Source organism: Streptomyces sp. HB132, from assembly GCF_016909575.1.
GTDB lineage: Bacteria > Actinomycetota > Actinomycetes > Streptomycetales > Streptomycetaceae > Streptomyces.
Genome location: NZ_JAFBGA010000002.1, coordinates 449,180 through 463,559 on the forward strand (window position 1 = coordinate 449,180; position 14,380 = coordinate 463,559).

Annotated in this window: 13 protein-coding genes and 2 tRNA genes; 6 read left to right on the forward strand and 9 right to left on the reverse strand. The window is 70.3% G+C overall.

Annotated features, from left to right (window positions below):
• Positions 1-21 precede the first annotated feature (21 nt).
• Positions 22-549: a peptidylprolyl isomerase gene (locus tag JOC24_RS06315; RefSeq protein WP_205019109.1), complete on the reverse strand. Its 528-nt coding sequence runs from the start codon at positions 547-549 to the stop codon at positions 22-24.
• Positions 550-897: 348 nt separating this feature from the next.
• Between JOC24_RS06315 and JOC24_RS06320 the strand changes: the two genes are divergently transcribed.
• Positions 898-1,620 (forward strand): DUF5324 family protein, encoded by a 723-nt coding sequence (locus JOC24_RS06320; RefSeq protein ID WP_205019110.1) that lies wholly within the window; start codon positions 898-900, stop codon positions 1,618-1,620.
• Between the two features lie 146 nt (positions 1,621-1,766).
• Here the strand turns inward: JOC24_RS06320 and bla are convergent, their stop codons facing one another.
• Both bla and JOC24_RS06330 read right to left on the reverse strand, forming a co-directional pair.
• On the reverse strand, positions 1,767-2,714 hold the full coding sequence (gene bla / locus JOC24_RS06325) for a class A beta-lactamase (RefSeq protein ID WP_205019111.1): 948 nt from the start codon (positions 2,712-2,714) through the stop codon (positions 1,767-1,769).
• Between the two features lie 54 nt (positions 2,715-2,768).
• Positions 2,769-4,367, reverse strand: a complete 1,599-nt coding sequence (locus JOC24_RS06330) for a penicillin-binding transpeptidase domain-containing protein (RefSeq protein ID WP_205019112.1) — start codon at positions 4,365-4,367, stop codon at positions 2,769-2,771.
• Positions 4,368-4,644: 277 nt separating this feature from the next.
• On the opposite strand from JOC24_RS06330, the gene JOC24_RS06335 reads away from it, so the two are divergent.
• Together JOC24_RS06335 and JOC24_RS06340 are read left to right on the forward strand one after the other, a co-directional pair.
• Positions 4,645-5,517, forward strand: a complete 873-nt coding sequence (locus JOC24_RS06335) for a LysR family transcriptional regulator (RefSeq protein ID WP_205019113.1) — start codon at positions 4,645-4,647, stop codon at positions 5,515-5,517.
• On the forward strand, positions 5,514-6,428 hold the full coding sequence (locus tag JOC24_RS06340) for a serine hydrolase (RefSeq protein ID WP_307792643.1): 915 nt from the start codon (positions 5,514-5,516) through the stop codon (positions 6,426-6,428). The genes JOC24_RS06335 and JOC24_RS06340 overlap by 4 nt, the downstream gene beginning before the upstream one ends.
• A gap of 101 nt (positions 6,429-6,529) precedes the next feature.
• Here the strand turns inward: JOC24_RS06340 and JOC24_RS06345 are convergent.
• Positions 6,530-6,602 (reverse strand) — tRNA-Ala (locus JOC24_RS06345).
• 170 nt (positions 6,603-6,772) lie between these two features.
• On the opposite strand from JOC24_RS06345, the gene JOC24_RS06350 reads away from it, so the two are divergent.
• Both JOC24_RS06350 and JOC24_RS06355 read left to right on the forward strand, forming a co-directional pair.
• On the forward strand, positions 6,773-7,321 hold the full coding sequence (locus JOC24_RS06350) for a helix-turn-helix domain-containing protein (RefSeq protein WP_205019114.1): 549 nt from the start codon (positions 6,773-6,775) through the stop codon (positions 7,319-7,321).
• 103 nt (positions 7,322-7,424) lie between these two features.
• Positions 7,425-8,801: a serine/threonine protein kinase gene (locus tag JOC24_RS06355; protein WP_205019115.1), complete on the forward strand. Its 1,377-nt coding sequence runs from the start codon at positions 7,425-7,427 to the stop codon at positions 8,799-8,801.
• Between the two features lie 8 nt (positions 8,802-8,809).
• Here the strand turns inward: JOC24_RS06355 and JOC24_RS06360 are convergent, their stop codons facing one another.
• The 3 genes from JOC24_RS06360 to JOC24_RS33080 form a co-directional block, all read right to left on the reverse strand.
• Positions 8,810-10,147 (reverse strand): hypothetical protein, encoded by a 1,338-nt coding sequence (locus tag JOC24_RS06360; protein WP_205019116.1) that lies wholly within the window; start codon positions 10,145-10,147, stop codon positions 8,810-8,812.
• Positions 10,144-12,021, reverse strand: a complete 1,878-nt coding sequence (locus JOC24_RS06365) for a vWA domain-containing protein (protein ID WP_205019339.1) — start codon at positions 12,019-12,021, stop codon at positions 10,144-10,146. Before JOC24_RS06365 ends, JOC24_RS06360 begins: the two co-directional genes overlap by 4 nt.
• 239 nt (positions 12,022-12,260) lie before the next feature.
• Positions 12,261-12,395 (reverse strand): DLW-39 family protein, encoded by a 135-nt coding sequence (locus JOC24_RS33080; protein WP_003958712.1) that lies wholly within the window; start codon positions 12,393-12,395, stop codon positions 12,261-12,263.
• Positions 12,396-12,676: 281 nt separating this feature from the next.
• On the opposite strand from JOC24_RS33080, the gene JOC24_RS06375 reads away from it, so the two are divergent.
• Entirely contained in the window at positions 12,677-13,036 is a 360-nt protein-coding gene (locus tag JOC24_RS06375) for a DUF6344 domain-containing protein (RefSeq protein WP_205019117.1), read from the forward strand.
• A 517-nt stretch (positions 13,037-13,553) separates the two neighbouring features.
• On the opposite strand, the gene JOC24_RS06380 is transcribed toward JOC24_RS06375, so the two are convergent.
• Together JOC24_RS06380 and JOC24_RS06385 are read right to left on the reverse strand one after the other, a co-directional pair.
• Positions 13,554-13,630: transfer RNA gene (locus tag JOC24_RS06380), tRNA-Ile, on the reverse strand.
• 71 nt (positions 13,631-13,701) lie between these two features.
• Positions 13,702-14,298: a DUF3566 domain-containing protein gene (locus tag JOC24_RS06385; protein ID WP_205019118.1), complete on the reverse strand. Its 597-nt coding sequence runs from the start codon at positions 14,296-14,298 to the stop codon at positions 13,702-13,704.
• Positions 14,299-14,380: the final 82 nt, after the last annotated feature.

Genomic DNA, 14,380 nt, shown 5'->3' on the forward strand with positions numbered 1-14,380 from the left:
GCCGCCCGGGGTGACAACGGGTCAGCGGGTCTCGATGACGACCGACTCGATCACCACGTCCTGCAGAGGACGGTCGGTACGGGGGTTGGCCGGGGCTCCGGCGATGGCGTCCACGACCTTCTTACCCGCCTCGTCGACGACCTCGCCGAAGATCGTGTGCTTCCCGGTCAGCCAAGCGGTGGGCGACACGGTGACGAAGAACTGCGATCCGTTGGTGCCCGGGCCTGCGTTGGCCATGGCAAGCAGGTACGGCTTGTTGAACGCGAGGTCGGGGTGGAACTCGTCAGCGAACTCGTATCCGGGGCCGCCCGTGCCGTTGCCCAGCGGGTCGCCTCCCTGGATCATGAAACCCTCGATGACGCGGTGGAAGACAGTTCCGTCGTACAGCTTGTCCGTGGACTTCCTGCCGGTCTCGGGGTTGGTCCACTCACGCTCGCCCTTGGCGAGCTCCACGAAGTTCTTGACCGTCTTGGGCGCGTGGTTCGGCAGAAGCCGGATCTCGATGTCGCCCTGGTTGGTCTTCAAAGTGGCGTAAAGCTGCTCGGCCACGATCTGCCTTCCTTAAGTCTTCGCTGATGACCACCGATCCTTGCATGCAGCGCCTCCTCCTCCGCCCGGCCATCGCCCGGTCACATGCGGCGCTCACCTTGTTGCCCGCCTTCCTGCACCTTCCCCACACTTCCTTCGGGATAAATGCGGCCAGGTGCCCGACGGCACGGAGCGCTCCGACACGAAGCGTGGCATCGTCGTCGACACGCTCCCCTTGCACAACATTGCCCGAGAATGACGTTCATGACCCGGATGCCCGTCCCGCATGGCACTCATGGCCTCAGCGGGCATGATTTCGAATTGGGTGGATAGGCGGAGTACCTACCCGCCACCAAGGAGGAGGATCCCGTGACCCGCATCGACAGCGTGCGCGCCGCAACCTACTCGGCGAAGGACAGCGCGCAGCACGCCGCGGAAGTGGTGGCGCCATACGCCGACACGGCCAAGGAACAGGCCGCGCACTACGCGCAGGAGGCCCGCGCACTGCTCGCGCCCAAGATGTCGAAGGCAGCCGCGCAGGCCCGCGTCCAGTACGGCGCGCACCTCGCCCCACGTATCGAACAGGCGCTGACCCATGTGCCTCCCAAGGTCGACGAGGCCGCGCACAGGGCCGCCACTCGGACGCGCAGCGCCGCCCGTACCGCGGCGGACTACACCGTGCCGCGTGTCGAGTACGCGGTGGCGGCGAGCCGGCCCGTCGCCGAGGAGGCCACGGCCCGCAGCACTGCCGCACTGGCTGCGCTCCGTGGCCAGGTGACGGCCAAGGAGATCCAGAAGCTCGTCAGAAAGCACGAGCGGCGGGCCAAGGCCGGGCGAGCGGCCAAGGGACTCCTCGTGCTCGGCCTCGTGACAGGTGGGGCTCTCGCCGCCTGGAAGTGGTGGGACAAGCAGGCCAACCCGGACTGGCTGGTCGAGCCGCCGGCACCCACCGAGGTGGGGGACGACCGCGCGCCCCTGACATCGGTCGACGGCAGCGGTCAGGACGTGCTCGATCCGGAGGTCCGTGCCAAGCAGGACGACGCCGAAGGCCGATCGGACCGGGCGCAGGGCGACAACGACGGGCGCGCCTGAGAGAACCTTTGCCGTCCCGGTCCCGACGGGGACGGCAGGAAGGGGCGCCGGAGAGACCTCACGGTCTCTCCGGCGCCCCTTCCCTGTTTCACGTGAAACAGGGAAGGGGCCTGCGGAGACACCGGCGACGCGGCGAGGCAGCCACATCACCGCGTGTTTCGCTCGGACAGCGCCTCGAAAGCGACCTCGGCCGCGCGGGCGAGGAGTGCGTCATCGGGCTCGGCGTCCTTGCTGTCGCGGCGGGAGAGGACGGCGAGGGCAAGGGGAGCGGCGTCGGGCGGCCAGACAACCGCGATGTCGTTACGGGTGCCGTAGCCGCCCGTGCCGGTCTTGTCCCCCACCTGCCAGCCGTCGGGGGTGCCGGCGCGAATCGTGTGGTCGCCCGTCGTGTTTCGCTTGAGCCAATCGGTCAGCACGGCGCGCTTGTCCGTGGGAAGCGTGCTGCCGAGGACGTAGGCGCGGAGGTTGTCGACGAGAGCGCGCGGTGTGCTGGTGTCACGGACATCACCGGGCACCGCGTCGCTGAGCGCGACCTCGTAGCGGTCGCAGCGGGTGACATCGTCACCGAGCCCGCGCAGGGCCTCCTGCAGCCCGCGAGGGCCTCCGATCTCGCGGAAGAGGAGGTTGGCCGCAGCGTTGTCGCTGTAGCGGACGGCGGCATCACACAGTTCGCGGAGGCTCAGTCCGGTGGCGACGTGCCGCTCGGTGATCGGCGAGTTGCTGATGAGGTCGTCACGGCTGTAGCGCACGAGCCGGTCCAGCTGGCGGAGCGAGTTCTTGTCCAGCATGACGCCGGCGAGCAGTGCCTTGCACGTGGAGGCGTAGGCGAAGCGTTCGTCGGCCCGGTGGGCGACGGTCCGGCCACTGCCGGTGTCGAGTGCGTAGACGCCGAGCCTCGCGTCGTACTTCCGCTCCAGCGCCACGAACGCGCGCTCGGCACGGGGCTCGGCAGGCGTCGGGCCCGAAGGCGTGGAAGTGGACGGCGGCGGGCCGGATGTGGCCGGGGAGTTGCCGCTGCACCCGGGGAGCAGGGTGGCGATGCCCGCCAGCGTGAGGAATGTGGCACGGCGGGAGACAGGGGTTCGGGTGCTCATGGAGGTACGGGTTTTCCCTTCCGAGGTCGGCGTGCTGGCCCGGCCGGCCGTTGTTCAACGGGCCAGGTTGCTGAGAAACCGCTGGGCGACCGGACCGGCGTCGGCGCCGCCGGAACCACCGTCCTCGAGGAGAACCGCCCAAGCGAGGTCGGAGTCACCCTGGAACCCGATCATCCAGGCGTGGGTACGAGGCGGTGTACCGCTGCCGAACTCGGCGGTCCCGGTCTTCGCGTGAGGCCGACCGGACAGGTTCTTGAGCGCGTGGGCGGACCCGGAGGTCACGGTGGCGCGCATCAGTTCACGAAGTTCACGGGCGACACCGGCGTCCAGTTCCGACGGGGCCCGGTGTCTCTCCTTCACAGCGTCCGGCACCAGCACGGGCTGGTTGAACGTCCCACTTTTGACGGTGGCCGCGACAGACGCCATCACGAGCGGAGACGCCTGGACGCGTGCCTGGCCGATGGTGGCGGCGGCTTTGTCGTTGTCGCTCGTCGTGACGGGGACGCTGCCGTCGTACGTGGTCGTGCCCACGTCCCATTTGCCTCCGATCCCGAAGGCCTGGGCGGTGTCGCGCAGGTCGGTGTCGGAGAGCCGGTCCCGGGCGTCGACGAAGTAGGTGTTGCAGGACTGTGTGAAGGCGTCGGCGAAGGTCGACCCGGTCGGCAGCTCGAACTGCTTCTGGTTCTCGAAACGCTGTCCGTCGACCCGAGCGAACTTCGGGCAGGGTGCGGGTGTCCCCGCAGTCATGCCACCTTCCAGGAGCGCCGCCGCGGTGACGACCTTGAAGACGGAGCCGGGCGGATAGCGCCCCTCGAGGGCCCGGTTGAAACCGCCGGGCCGGTTGGCCGCCGCAAGAACGTGGCCGTTCCGCGGATCGATGGCGACGATGGCCGCGTGTACGTCGGACCCGGTCAGAGCATCTGCTGCGGCCTTCTGGACGCGCGGGTCGATGGTGGTGTGCACCGGTCGGCCTTCGGCCGCCGCTGTCTCGGCGAGATCCTTGACCGCGCGGCCGCTCTGCCGGTCGGCGACCACCAGTGACCTGCTCGCCTTCCTGCCCCCGGACAGGACGTCGTCGTAGCGAGCCTCCAGGCCTGACGCGCCCTTGCCGCTGACCGGGTCGACGGTTCCGACGAGGCTTTCCGCTCGGAGCGGGTCTCCCTCGGCATCGAGGACCTGTGCCCTGCTGCCGGCGCTCTTGAGTGCGAGTGTCTGCCCCGACGACAGTTCCGGATGGATCATCGGCGAAGTGAACTCGACCTTCCACGTCCCCGAGGTGTCGCTCACCTGTGCGTGGGAGCGCCAGGTGACGGCGCCCGCACCCGGTATCTGCATGGTCACGGTGAAGGGAAAGCGCGCTTTCCCCTCCCCCTGTCTCCGGCCCTCACCGTCGTCGATGGTGGTCTTGGACGGCTTGAGGTTGGTCAGTACGGACGTGAGGAGCGATTGCGCCCCGTCAGGTGTGTCGGTGTAGCCGGCCGCCGCCGCGGCGTCGTGCTTCGCCCACGCGGCGAGGAAGGCCGTCAAGGGCTCCCGGGCCGACGCGACTTCCGCGTCTTCTTCGTGACCGTCGCCGCCCACGAGGCCGAAGGCGGCATAGCCTCCTCCCGCCAGCAGGAGGAGGGCCACCGCGATGCCGAGCGGTCGCCGCATGCGTCGCGGCCGTGCCCGCGACGAGGTGGAACTGTTCCGGCTGTAGGTACGCGCCACAGTGATCTCCGTTCCGGGCCGGGCCCGGTCAGCTCGCCGGAAGCGGTCCCCCGGCGTCATCGGGGGTGCATACGCTCGACGTGCGCCTGGCTACGGCCCCAAGAAGCCGGCCGGAATCCCCACCCCGTTGGGAGTCAAGCCCGCACACCTTCCTCATGTCGAATACGCTCTCGGCATCACGCTGATTCGCAAGCTGTATCGCCGCACTACAGGAGGAAAAGTGCTGACGGAACGGCATCTGGAAATCTTCATCGCGCTGGCGGAGGAGGAGCACTTCGGGACCGCCGCTCAGCGAGTGGGCATCACCCAGCCGCCACTGTCGCAGGGCCTGCGTCGGCTGGAGGGCCTGCTCGGAGTCCGCCTGTTCGACCGCGAGAGGGGCGTCTCCCTCACCGTGGAGGGGACGCTGCTCCTGCCGCACGCCCGCAGAGCGCTGGCCGCACTCGCGGAACTTCGCGAGACCGGCGCCCGCGAGCACGCGGACGGCAGACGCCTGCGGCTCGGGCTGACTCCGGAGGTCCCGACGAACTTCGCGGCCGACGTGGCGGCCTCGCCGGTCCGCGCCGGCGGGCACGCACGGATCGACGTCGTGACGGCGTCGTCCGCGGCGCTTCTCAAGGATCTCGTGGCCGGCCGGCTCGACATCGCCGTGATCCGCCATCCCTCCGTGCTGCACGGTCTTTCCGCGGGTCGGGTGATCCTGCTGCCGACCTGGATCCTCACCCCCGCCGGGCGTGGCAACGCCGGGGACGCCCTCACGTCACGTCTGCCCGTCGCCGTGCGGCCCCGCGCCGAGGCGCCCGCGGCCCACGACCTCTTCGTCGACACCCTGGCCGGCCGGGGCCGCAGGGTGGAGACCGTGACGGTGTCCGACGAACGCGCCGGACTCGCTCTGGTGGCTGCAGGTCAGGCGGTGCTGATCACGGCGGACTCCACGCTGACGGCGACGGAGGTCGAGCGGCGGACGCCGACGGACCCCCCGCTCCCCCTGCGCCTCCGAGTGGCCTGGGACCCTCGGCGTCCTGGTTCGAAGGAGACCGCTGAGACCGTGCGACTGATCGAGGACGCCCTGACCGGGATGGTGGCGAAGTGAGCGAGAACAGGAACGGCGGCAGTGCTGAGCGGGTCATCCGGGGCATGTTCGACGACGCGGGCGTCCGAGGCTGGCTGCACGTGGCGGAACTGGGCCGCCCGTCGGCCCGGGTGACCATCGATCCCGACGAGCGTGTGCCCATGGCGTCGGTCTACAAGGTGCCTGTGATGGTCGCCTTCTGCCGCCTCGTGGACGCGGGGCTGATCGACCCGAGTCGCAGGCTGACGCTGACACCCGACGAGCGTGTGCCGGGACCGACCGGCATCTCGGTCCTGCACGATCCCGTCACCCTGTCGCTGCGCGACATGGTGGTCCTGATGATGACGATCTCCGACAACACCTCGGCCGACGCCGTTCTCCGGGTTGTAGGCCCGGACGTGGTCGACGCCATGTGCAGGGACCTGGGCATGCCCGACACCCATGTCCACGGGGGAGTCGTCACCACGTTCAGCCGACTGGTCGCCGAAACGGGCGCCGCCTCCTTGGACGCCGCCCTGGCACACGTGGCGGACAACGACACCGTCGTGCCCCCGGGGGTGTACGACCCGGCGTTCAAGGCCTCCACCACACCGTCGGACATGGCCCTGCTTCTGCGAGCGATCTGGACCGGACAGGCCGCGTCCGACGAGCGCTGCGCCTTCATGCGCGACGTGATGCGCAGGCAGCCGTGGACGCACCGGCTCGCCTCCGGCTTCCCCTACGACGGCGTCACCGTCTACGGGAAGACGGGCAGCTTCGGTTCCATGCGCCACGAGGCGGGCGTCATCGAACTCGCCGACGGCAGCACCTACACCGCCGTGGTCTTCACCCAGGCCGCCCGGTCCGACGCCAAGCTGCCGCGCGCCGACGCGGTGATCGGCGCTGCGGCCCGGACCGCCGTGGAGGAACTGCGGGGTCGCCAGGACACCTGACCCCCGGGACCGCACGGCCCCCGAGCCCGTAGGCGCGAATCCCACGTGGACATGAAAAACGCCCCCCGCCCCGCGTACTGCGGTTCGGAGGGCACTGGAAGTGGAGCCTAGGAGATTCGAACTCCTGACATCTGCCTTGCAAAGGCAGCGCTCTACCAACTGAGCTAAGGCCCCGAAAAGCGGACACCTCGGGCATAACTACGCCGCGACGTCCGTCGCAGAACAGAGTACCGGGTGACCCCCCGAATCCTGCAAAAGGATTGGGGCTCCCGGCCCGCAACGGCTCTCCGTAAGATGCACGACAAGGTTCGCAGCAGCGAAGCCGCAGCGAAGGGGAGACGCAAATGGACGCAGCGCAGCAAGAGGCGACGGCTAGAGCCCGGGAGCTCCAGCGCAGCTGGTACGGAGAGCCGCTGGGGGCGCTCTTCCGCAGGCTGATAGATGACCTCGGCCTCAATCAGGCACGTCTCGCGGCGGTGCTCGGGCTGTCCGCCCCCATGCTCTCCCAGCTGATGAGCGGCCAGCGGGCCAAGATCGGTAATCCGGCGGTCGTCCAGCGGGTCCAGGCACTCCAGGAGCTCGCCGGCCAGGTGGCGGACGGCAGTGCCAGCGCGGGAGAGGCCACGGACCGGATGGAGGAGATCAAGAAGTCGCAGGGCGGCTCGGTGCTGACGAACAGCGGTCAGACCTCCACCACCGGTGGCGCCCCCACCGTGCGGCGTGTGGTCCGCGAGATCCAGTCGCTGTTGCGGTCGGTCTCGGCGGCCGGCGAGATCATTGAAGCGGCTGACTCCCTCGCCCCCGCCCACCCCGAGCTGGCAGAGTTCCTCCGGGTGTACGGAGCGGGACGCACCGCGGACGCGGTCGCGCACTACGAAGGTCACCAGAGCTAGGGCGAAACCCAGGCCCCGGGGCCGCCCCGGGGCGGCGGAGCCGTGGCAGTAGCCGGGCGGCCGGGGGCACGAACCGAAACGGGAACGGGAGCGGCGCAGCGCAATGGGTGAGGTCTTCGCTGGTCGGTACGAGCTGGTCGATCCGATCGGACGCGGTGGGGTCGGGGCCGTCTGGCGCGCGTGGGACCACCGGCGCCGCCGGTATGTGGCGGCGAAGGTCCTGCAGCAGAGCGATGCGCACACGCTGCTGCGCTTCGTCCGCGAACAGGCATTGCGGATCGAGCATCCGCACGTGCTCGCCCCGGCCAGCTGGGCCGCCGACGACGACAAGGTCCTGTTCACCATGGACCTGGTCAGCGGCGGTTCGCTGGCGCACGTCATCGGCGACTACGGCCCGCTGCCCCCGCGGTTCGTCTGCCTCCTGCTCGATCAGCTGCTGTCCGGACTTTCCACGGTGCACGCCGAGGGGGTCGTTCACCGTGACATCAAACCGGCCAACATCCTGATGGAGGCCACCGGCGCGGGCCGGCCGCACCTGCGGCTCTCCGACTTCGGCATCTCGATGCGTAAGGGCGAGCCACGGCTCACGGAGACCAACTACGTGGTGGGCACGCCCGGTTACTTCGCGCCCGAGCAGATGATGGGAGCCGAACCCGACTTCCCGGCGGACCTGTTCGCCGTCGGTCTCGTCGCGCTCTATCTGCTCCAGGGGCGGAAGCCGGACTCCAAGGCCTTGATCGAGCACTTCGCCGCGCACGGGATCCCGGGCGCCCCCCAGGGCGTTCCGGAGCCCTTGTGGCAGGTCCTCGCTGGCCTGTTGCAGCCGGATCCGCACGCACGTTTCCGTACGGCCACGGGTGCGCGCAAGGCGCTGACGGCGGCAGTCGAGATGCTGCCGGAAGCCGGCCCGGACGACGAGCCGGTGGAGGTGTTCGACCAGATCGGCCCTCTGCCCACGGGATACGGCCCCGAGGGCCCCGAGGGCTCCCGCCCCGCGACACCCGGCAACGGGCCTCAGACACCCGCACAGCCCGTCGGCGGCGCACCGCCCACTCCGCAGCCACCGCAGCAGCCGTACGGACCGCAGGGCGCGGCCCAGCAGCCGTACCTGCAGCAGCGGAGCGCGCCGGTACAACAGCCTCACGCGGCACCTCCGTCGATGTCGGAAACGGGCAGCTTCCACCTTGCTCCGCCCCCACAGCGCCCGGCGCCCGTGCCGAACCCCGCGCAGGCGCAGCCGGTTCCGTCCCCCTACACCGCCGACGCCGCCCGGGCCGCCACGGGCCCCGTGTCGTACGGGGCGGCACCCACACGCCCGTACACCGCCCCGAACGGGCAGGCTCCCCAGGACATCGCGCCACCCGCCCGGCAGGCGTCCACCGTGAAGAGGCCGGGACCGCCCCCGAAGGTGGCGGTCCCGGTACTGGTCTTGGCGCTGATCTGCTTCGCGGTGGGGATCTGGGCACTCACCCGGTCCTGAGGAGCGTCCTACCAGGCCTGCGGCGGGCCACCGGGGGGCGGCTGTCCGCCCGCGCCCGACGACACGGTGACGGGGGCGGCCCGACGCCTGGCCAGCAGGGTCCACGCCCCCAGCCCCAGAACCAGGACGGACCCCGCACCGATGCCCGCCGCGGCCACCGTCCTCATCGTGTCGCTCGCACCGGCATCAGGAGCGCTCAGTCCGCTCCTGGCCATGTCCCTGTCGTCGTCCGTGACTCCGAAGACCCCGGCGTCCCCCCGGTAGGGCGAGGCCTTGCTGTCGTTGGTGACCTTGATCTTGAGGGTCAGCCCGAGTGCCTTGTCGCCGTAATGCTCGGCGACCTCCGGCGAAAGCGTCACCGACAGGTAGTACCAGCCCGCGAAGCGCATGGCGCTGATGTCCGCCGCCGAGTCGTAGCGGTTCTCGTACGCCACCGGGGGCAGTGGGTCCAGGGCCACCGAGCTGGGTGCCCCGGAGTACGACAGCGTCGCGTCGTCCACATGACCGTGTGCCGGGTTGTCCAGTGCCAGCGCCAGGGCGTTGCCGAGGTACTCCGTCGACTTGCCGCTGTTGCTCAGCGCGGCCGTGGCGAAGATCTGCTGGCCCCAGTCCACGGGCACCCGGTAGAAGCGGGTCTGTCCCGGCGCGATGGCGTCCACCCACTCACCGGACTCCAGGCCGGTGGCGTCGTGGAAACCGCTGCCACCGGACCGCTCCTGCTTCCCGGTGGGCGGCGCGGGGGAGGCGGAGGGCCAGTTCTCCGGTGCCTCGGTCGGCAGCGTCTCCTTGTCCTCGAGCACCGGCTCGGTCTCGTAGCGCAGCTCCAGGTCCCAGGCGTCGGGGGACGAAGTCGCCTTGCTCTCACGCTCGATCAGGACGTTGTAGGTGTCGCCCGCCGAACACGTGGTGCTGCCCTTCTCCACGATCCGCTGGGCGTACGCGGCGATCGGGCGCGGGAACTCGGCCGACCCGAAGTCCGCGTCCCCAAAGCCGCACCGGGTGTCGTCGAGATCCCTGATGCTGATCGTGATGCCGTCCCCGTAGGCGACCTTTCCACCCTTCTTCGGCACGGCAACGGCCGAGACGTACGCATCGGTCGTGTCGTCGAGCTCCAGACGGTAATAGAGCTTCTGTCCGTTCCTGATGGAACTCCTGTAGACCGAACCTGCCTTCAGCTCCTCGGCGTCGGCGTTCGTCTCCGCGCCCTGGACCGATGTCGCGGCAGGGTCGAAGGTGTACGCCGCGGAGCCGTCGGCCGCGTGCGCCTGGCCCGGCAGCGTCGCCACCGCGCACCCCGCCGCGATCGCCGCCAGCGCCACGCGGACCCTGTTGCGCTGCCTGTTCACGCGCTTCCCCTCGTCGTCTGCGTACCCGTCCTGCGCCGACTGCGTACGAGCAGGACGCCGACGGTCGGAACGGCAACGGCGCCCACTCCTGCGGCGGCCGCGATGCCGGTCCATCCTGCCCCGCCCGGACCACCGCTGTCTGCGGCCCCCTCCGTATCGCCGTCCTCGCCCACCTCGGTACCGCCGGGCTTCTCCGCCAGTACGGAGGCCCCGTGCTCGGGGCCCGCCAGTTCCTCACCCAGGACCGCCACCCTCAGCACCACGCCGATGCGCGGGTTCTCGGCGATCTCGGCCGCCTTGGCCCCCAGGGTCACCGCGATGTAGAAGTCGCCGCCCGCATGCACGGGCCGGACAGCGGGACGGGACTCGTAGCGGTTGGTCCACGCGACCGGGACGGAGCCCATCCGCAGCGCCGCGGGCCGCCCGCCGTACATCGTGGTCGAGCGGAACTCGCTCCCGCTGCCGACCGGGCAGCGCGCCGGAGTGAACAACTGCGTCCCGCCGTACGAGTAGGCGGCGAAGCCGTCCACCGTGGGCTCGTTGGCGAACTCGACGTCGTACCGCACCTGCTGGCCCCACCCGGCCGGCACCTTGTACCAGAGGGTCTGCGACGGCAGGATCCTGTCCCGCCACACGCCCCCGGCGAGTTCCGTGGCGTCGTTGAAGCCGGTGCCGCCCCTCACATCACGTGGATCCCCGGTCGGCAGCGCTGCGTCCTTTCCGCCCTTCCCGTACTCGGGCCGGGACTGCGCGGGGGTGACTCCGTCGGACAGCGGCGTCTCCACGCCGTACAGCAGCTCCAGGGGCCAGCGGGCGCTGTCGGAGCCCGCCTTGCTCTGCCGCTCGACCACCAGCCGGTAGCGGCCCGCCTCGTCGCAGCTGCGGTTCCCGTCCTCCGAACGGATACGGGACACGGCCGAGGTCAGCGGAGTCGCACCCTCCTGCTGGAGGAAACGCGCGGTGGCCGACTCGCAGGTGGTCCCGCCGTCGCCGTACGCCAGACCGGTACTCAGGGCGTCGAGGCTGTCCACTGCCGCACCGGGCTGCGGGACCGCCGTGGCCGCGAAGTCCGCCGTGGAGGCCGCGTCGAGATCCACGGCGTAGTACCGCTTCTCGCCGGGCCCGATGGTGTCCAGGTACTGCCCGGGAGCCATGGTGGGAGCCTTGGCCGCAGTGGCAGCTCCCTCGATCCTTTCGCCCTGCAACCGGTATCCGTCGACGGAGAGTTGCGCGGACCTCTGCAGCTGGCGGGCGAGCGCGTCCGCGTCCGGTGCGTCGTAGTAACGCCCGTTGCCCGCCGCCGCGACGCACTCGAGCTGCTTCCGGGCCGCACCCTCGACCTGGAAGCCCACGGTGTCGATCCGCAGCCCGGCACCCTGCCCGCCGAGCCGCTCCGCGACCTCACAGGGGCTCGGCGTACCGCAGTTGTCCTCACCGTCGGAGATCAGAAGGATCGTCCGCGTCCCGACGGCGCCGTCCGAGGGCGCGGGAAGGTCCTCGGCGGCCTTCCGCAGGGACAGTCCGATCGGGGTGTCGCCCCGCGGCTGCACGCCCGCGACCGCCTTCTTCACGGCAGCCCGGTCCAGCAAGCCCACCGGACGCACGAGACGGGTGTCCGTGCAGCCCCGCGCCCGGTCGGCCCCGTACACCCGCAGACCCGTCGGATGCCCTTCGGGCAGCGCGTCGACCACGGTCCCCACGGCCGTACGTGCGGTCTCCATCCGGGTTCTGCCCGTGCCGTCGTCGTCGCTCATGGAACCCGAGGAGTCGAGCACCATGACGAGGCTGCCTCCGCCCGGGGCGTCCGTACCGGCGCCGGACGCCGCCGGTACGGACGCCGCCGCGGGCAACACCCCCGCCAGCAGCGCCACCAGCGCTCCACCGGCAACGATCCCAGCCCTCGCCCTACTGCTGCTGCGTGTCCCCGCCCTCGACCCTGCGCTCACGAATCCCCCTCGGCCACCCGCAGATCACGAATACTTTGCTCTTGCAAGCTAGTGATTTGCTTGAGTGAACTCAAGAGGGCGTCCGTCACGGTCCGGCAACAGCGGACCCCGGACAGCAGAAAGCCCCGACCGCTCGGCGGCCGGGGCTTCTAGCAGACTGTTCCGTCTCACACACCTGAACCTGCGGGCACGGAGTCGGTCGCCTCCGTCCACAGATCCTGCTCGGCGCGATCCGCCTGGATCTGGCGGTACACGAGGAGCCCGCCGATGGCGGCCAGTGCGACCAGGAGAAGCTTCTTCACCGCGCGACCTCGTCTTTCCTTGACGTAAGGGGACTTCTGGCGCCCGACTATACACACCGGCCGATACCGATCGGTGACCTGCCCGGAACCCTGCCGCCACCCGTTCCGCACCCCGCCGGGACCTCGCACAACCCCCGGAGCAGCTCCTGCGAGCCGGTTGAACCATAAGAGTGGTGTTCATCAGAAGATCGGCGCACCGGGGGCGTCGGTCCCGGTTTCCACGGGCCGGATCCACATCATCGGAAAGGTAAGCAAACCGGACCACCTGAAAGCGAGGGGCCATGAGCACCTTCAGGGTCAAGAGCATCTGGACCGCCTTCGTCACCGCCTTCTTCGCGCTTCTCGCGTCGCTGGGCCTCGCCACCGCCCAGGCCGCGGCCGCGGAGCCGACCGTCACGAGCCACGAGCACACGGGCGCCAATCCGGCAACCGCGCCCTCCCCGTCCGTCCGATGGACCCTTCCGCGTGACAGGGCACTGCCACCCACGATGAAGCAGCGCATCCGCGCCGAGGCGCACGGCTCCTCACCGGCCACCCGCCAACTGTCCGCGGACACCACCGACGCCGCTCAGGCCTCGAGCAGTTCCCGCACCGCCCACAGCGCCACACCTGCCGGGGACTCGGCCCCGCTGCCACCCTGAGGACGTCGCGAACACCACCCAGGCCCCTGGTCCGGTTCACACCGGCGGGGGCCTTTTCCATGCGCTCCATGCCCAGGCGGCCTCGCCGCTCCGTTCCGGTGGGGCCCTCGTACCGGCGGGCCGACATGCGTCGGACCCGTGGGGTCGGCACAGGGCCCGGCCCCACGCCCGTCCGCGCTCGCTCGCCTCGATCCGGCGGCATCTCCCGGCTCAAGCCGGAAGCCCCCGCCGAATGGTCCACGGAGCCGATACCGAAGTCGGCTTGACCCGAAGCCGGTCTCCTCGTGGGTGGCCGTCACATCCTGGGGAATGAACCCACGCAGCGCTTCGGCCCGGCCGGCCCCCGTCGGGGAGAACCGCTGTACGCACCGCGTGGGCGAAGGCAAGGCGTCGCACGTGAGGACGGGCCTGTCGTCGGTCGGGCCATCGGACCGCAGCCGGACGTAGTCGCTGACGTGTGTCGTCGAGCCGTACATGCCGAAGGCCCCCCACCGTTTCCGGTGAGGGGCCTTCGTGCTGGTGGGGCTAACAGGATTTGAACCTGTGGCCTCATCCTTATCAGGGATGCGCTCTAACCAACTGAGCTATAGCCCCGCCGCGCTGCTGCGCTGACTTCTGAAGATTAGCGCACGTCGGGGCCAGTCCCAAAATCGATACCCGGCGTCCTACTCGTCCTCGGCGAGCGTGAGCTCCACGCCACCCACGAAGCCGGCCGACAGGTTGTAGATGAACGCGCCCAGCGTCGCCAGCGCAGTGGCCAGCACCACATCGATCACCGCGATGACCGAGGTGAAGATGAGTACACGGGGCAGCGAGAGGAACGACTGCAGATCGAAGCCGTTGCTCTCGTTGGAACCGGTGGCCTCACTGATCGTGCCGCCCACGGTGGAGAAGACCCCCATCGCGTCCATCACCATCCACAGGACGGCGGCCGCGACCACCGTGCAGATGCCGAGGGCGATGGAGAGCAGGAAGCTGACCTTCATCACCGACCACGGGTCGGCCTTCGCCACCCGCAGACGCGCCTTGCGGGTACGCGGAGTGGTCCGCGCCCCTGTACGGGGCAGCCGGGTCGCCTGCGCGCCGTCGGCGCCCTGTACGCCGCCCTTCATGCCTCCGCCCTGCGTACCGCCCGCAGGCGACTGGTACGCCTGGGGCGGGTGGTAGGGCCCCGCCTGGCCCGTTGCGGGCTCCCGCTCGCCGGGCAACGGCCCGGTCGCGTACCCCTCGTACTGCGGCTGAGGTCCCCGAGTGTCCGTCACAGTGCCCCCTTGGGAGTCCGTGGCAGGGCCACGGACGCCGTTCGCGCCTGCTCCGGAAGCGGCCGAACCGGCGCCCGTGGCT

What these genes read in the sequence shown, in the direction of transcription:
- bla (WP_205019111.1), bottom strand. Translation starts at nt 2,714, where the DNA reads ATGAGCACCCGAACCCCTGTCTCCCGCCGTGCCACATTCCTCACGCTG.
- JOC24_RS06330 (WP_205019112.1), bottom strand. Translation starts at nt 4,367, where the DNA reads ATGCGGCGACCGCTCGGCATCGCGGTGGCCCTCCTCCTGCTGGCGGGA.
- JOC24_RS06350 (WP_205019114.1), top strand. Translation starts at nt 6,773, where the DNA reads ATGGACGCAGCGCAGCAAGAGGCGACGGCTAGAGCCCGGGAGCTCCAG.
- JOC24_RS06355 (WP_205019115.1), top strand. Translation starts at nt 7,425, where the DNA reads ATGGGTGAGGTCTTCGCTGGTCGGTACGAGCTGGTCGATCCGATCGGA.
- JOC24_RS06375 (WP_205019117.1), top strand. Translation starts at nt 12,677, where the DNA reads ATGAGCACCTTCAGGGTCAAGAGCATCTGGACCGCCTTCGTCACCGCC.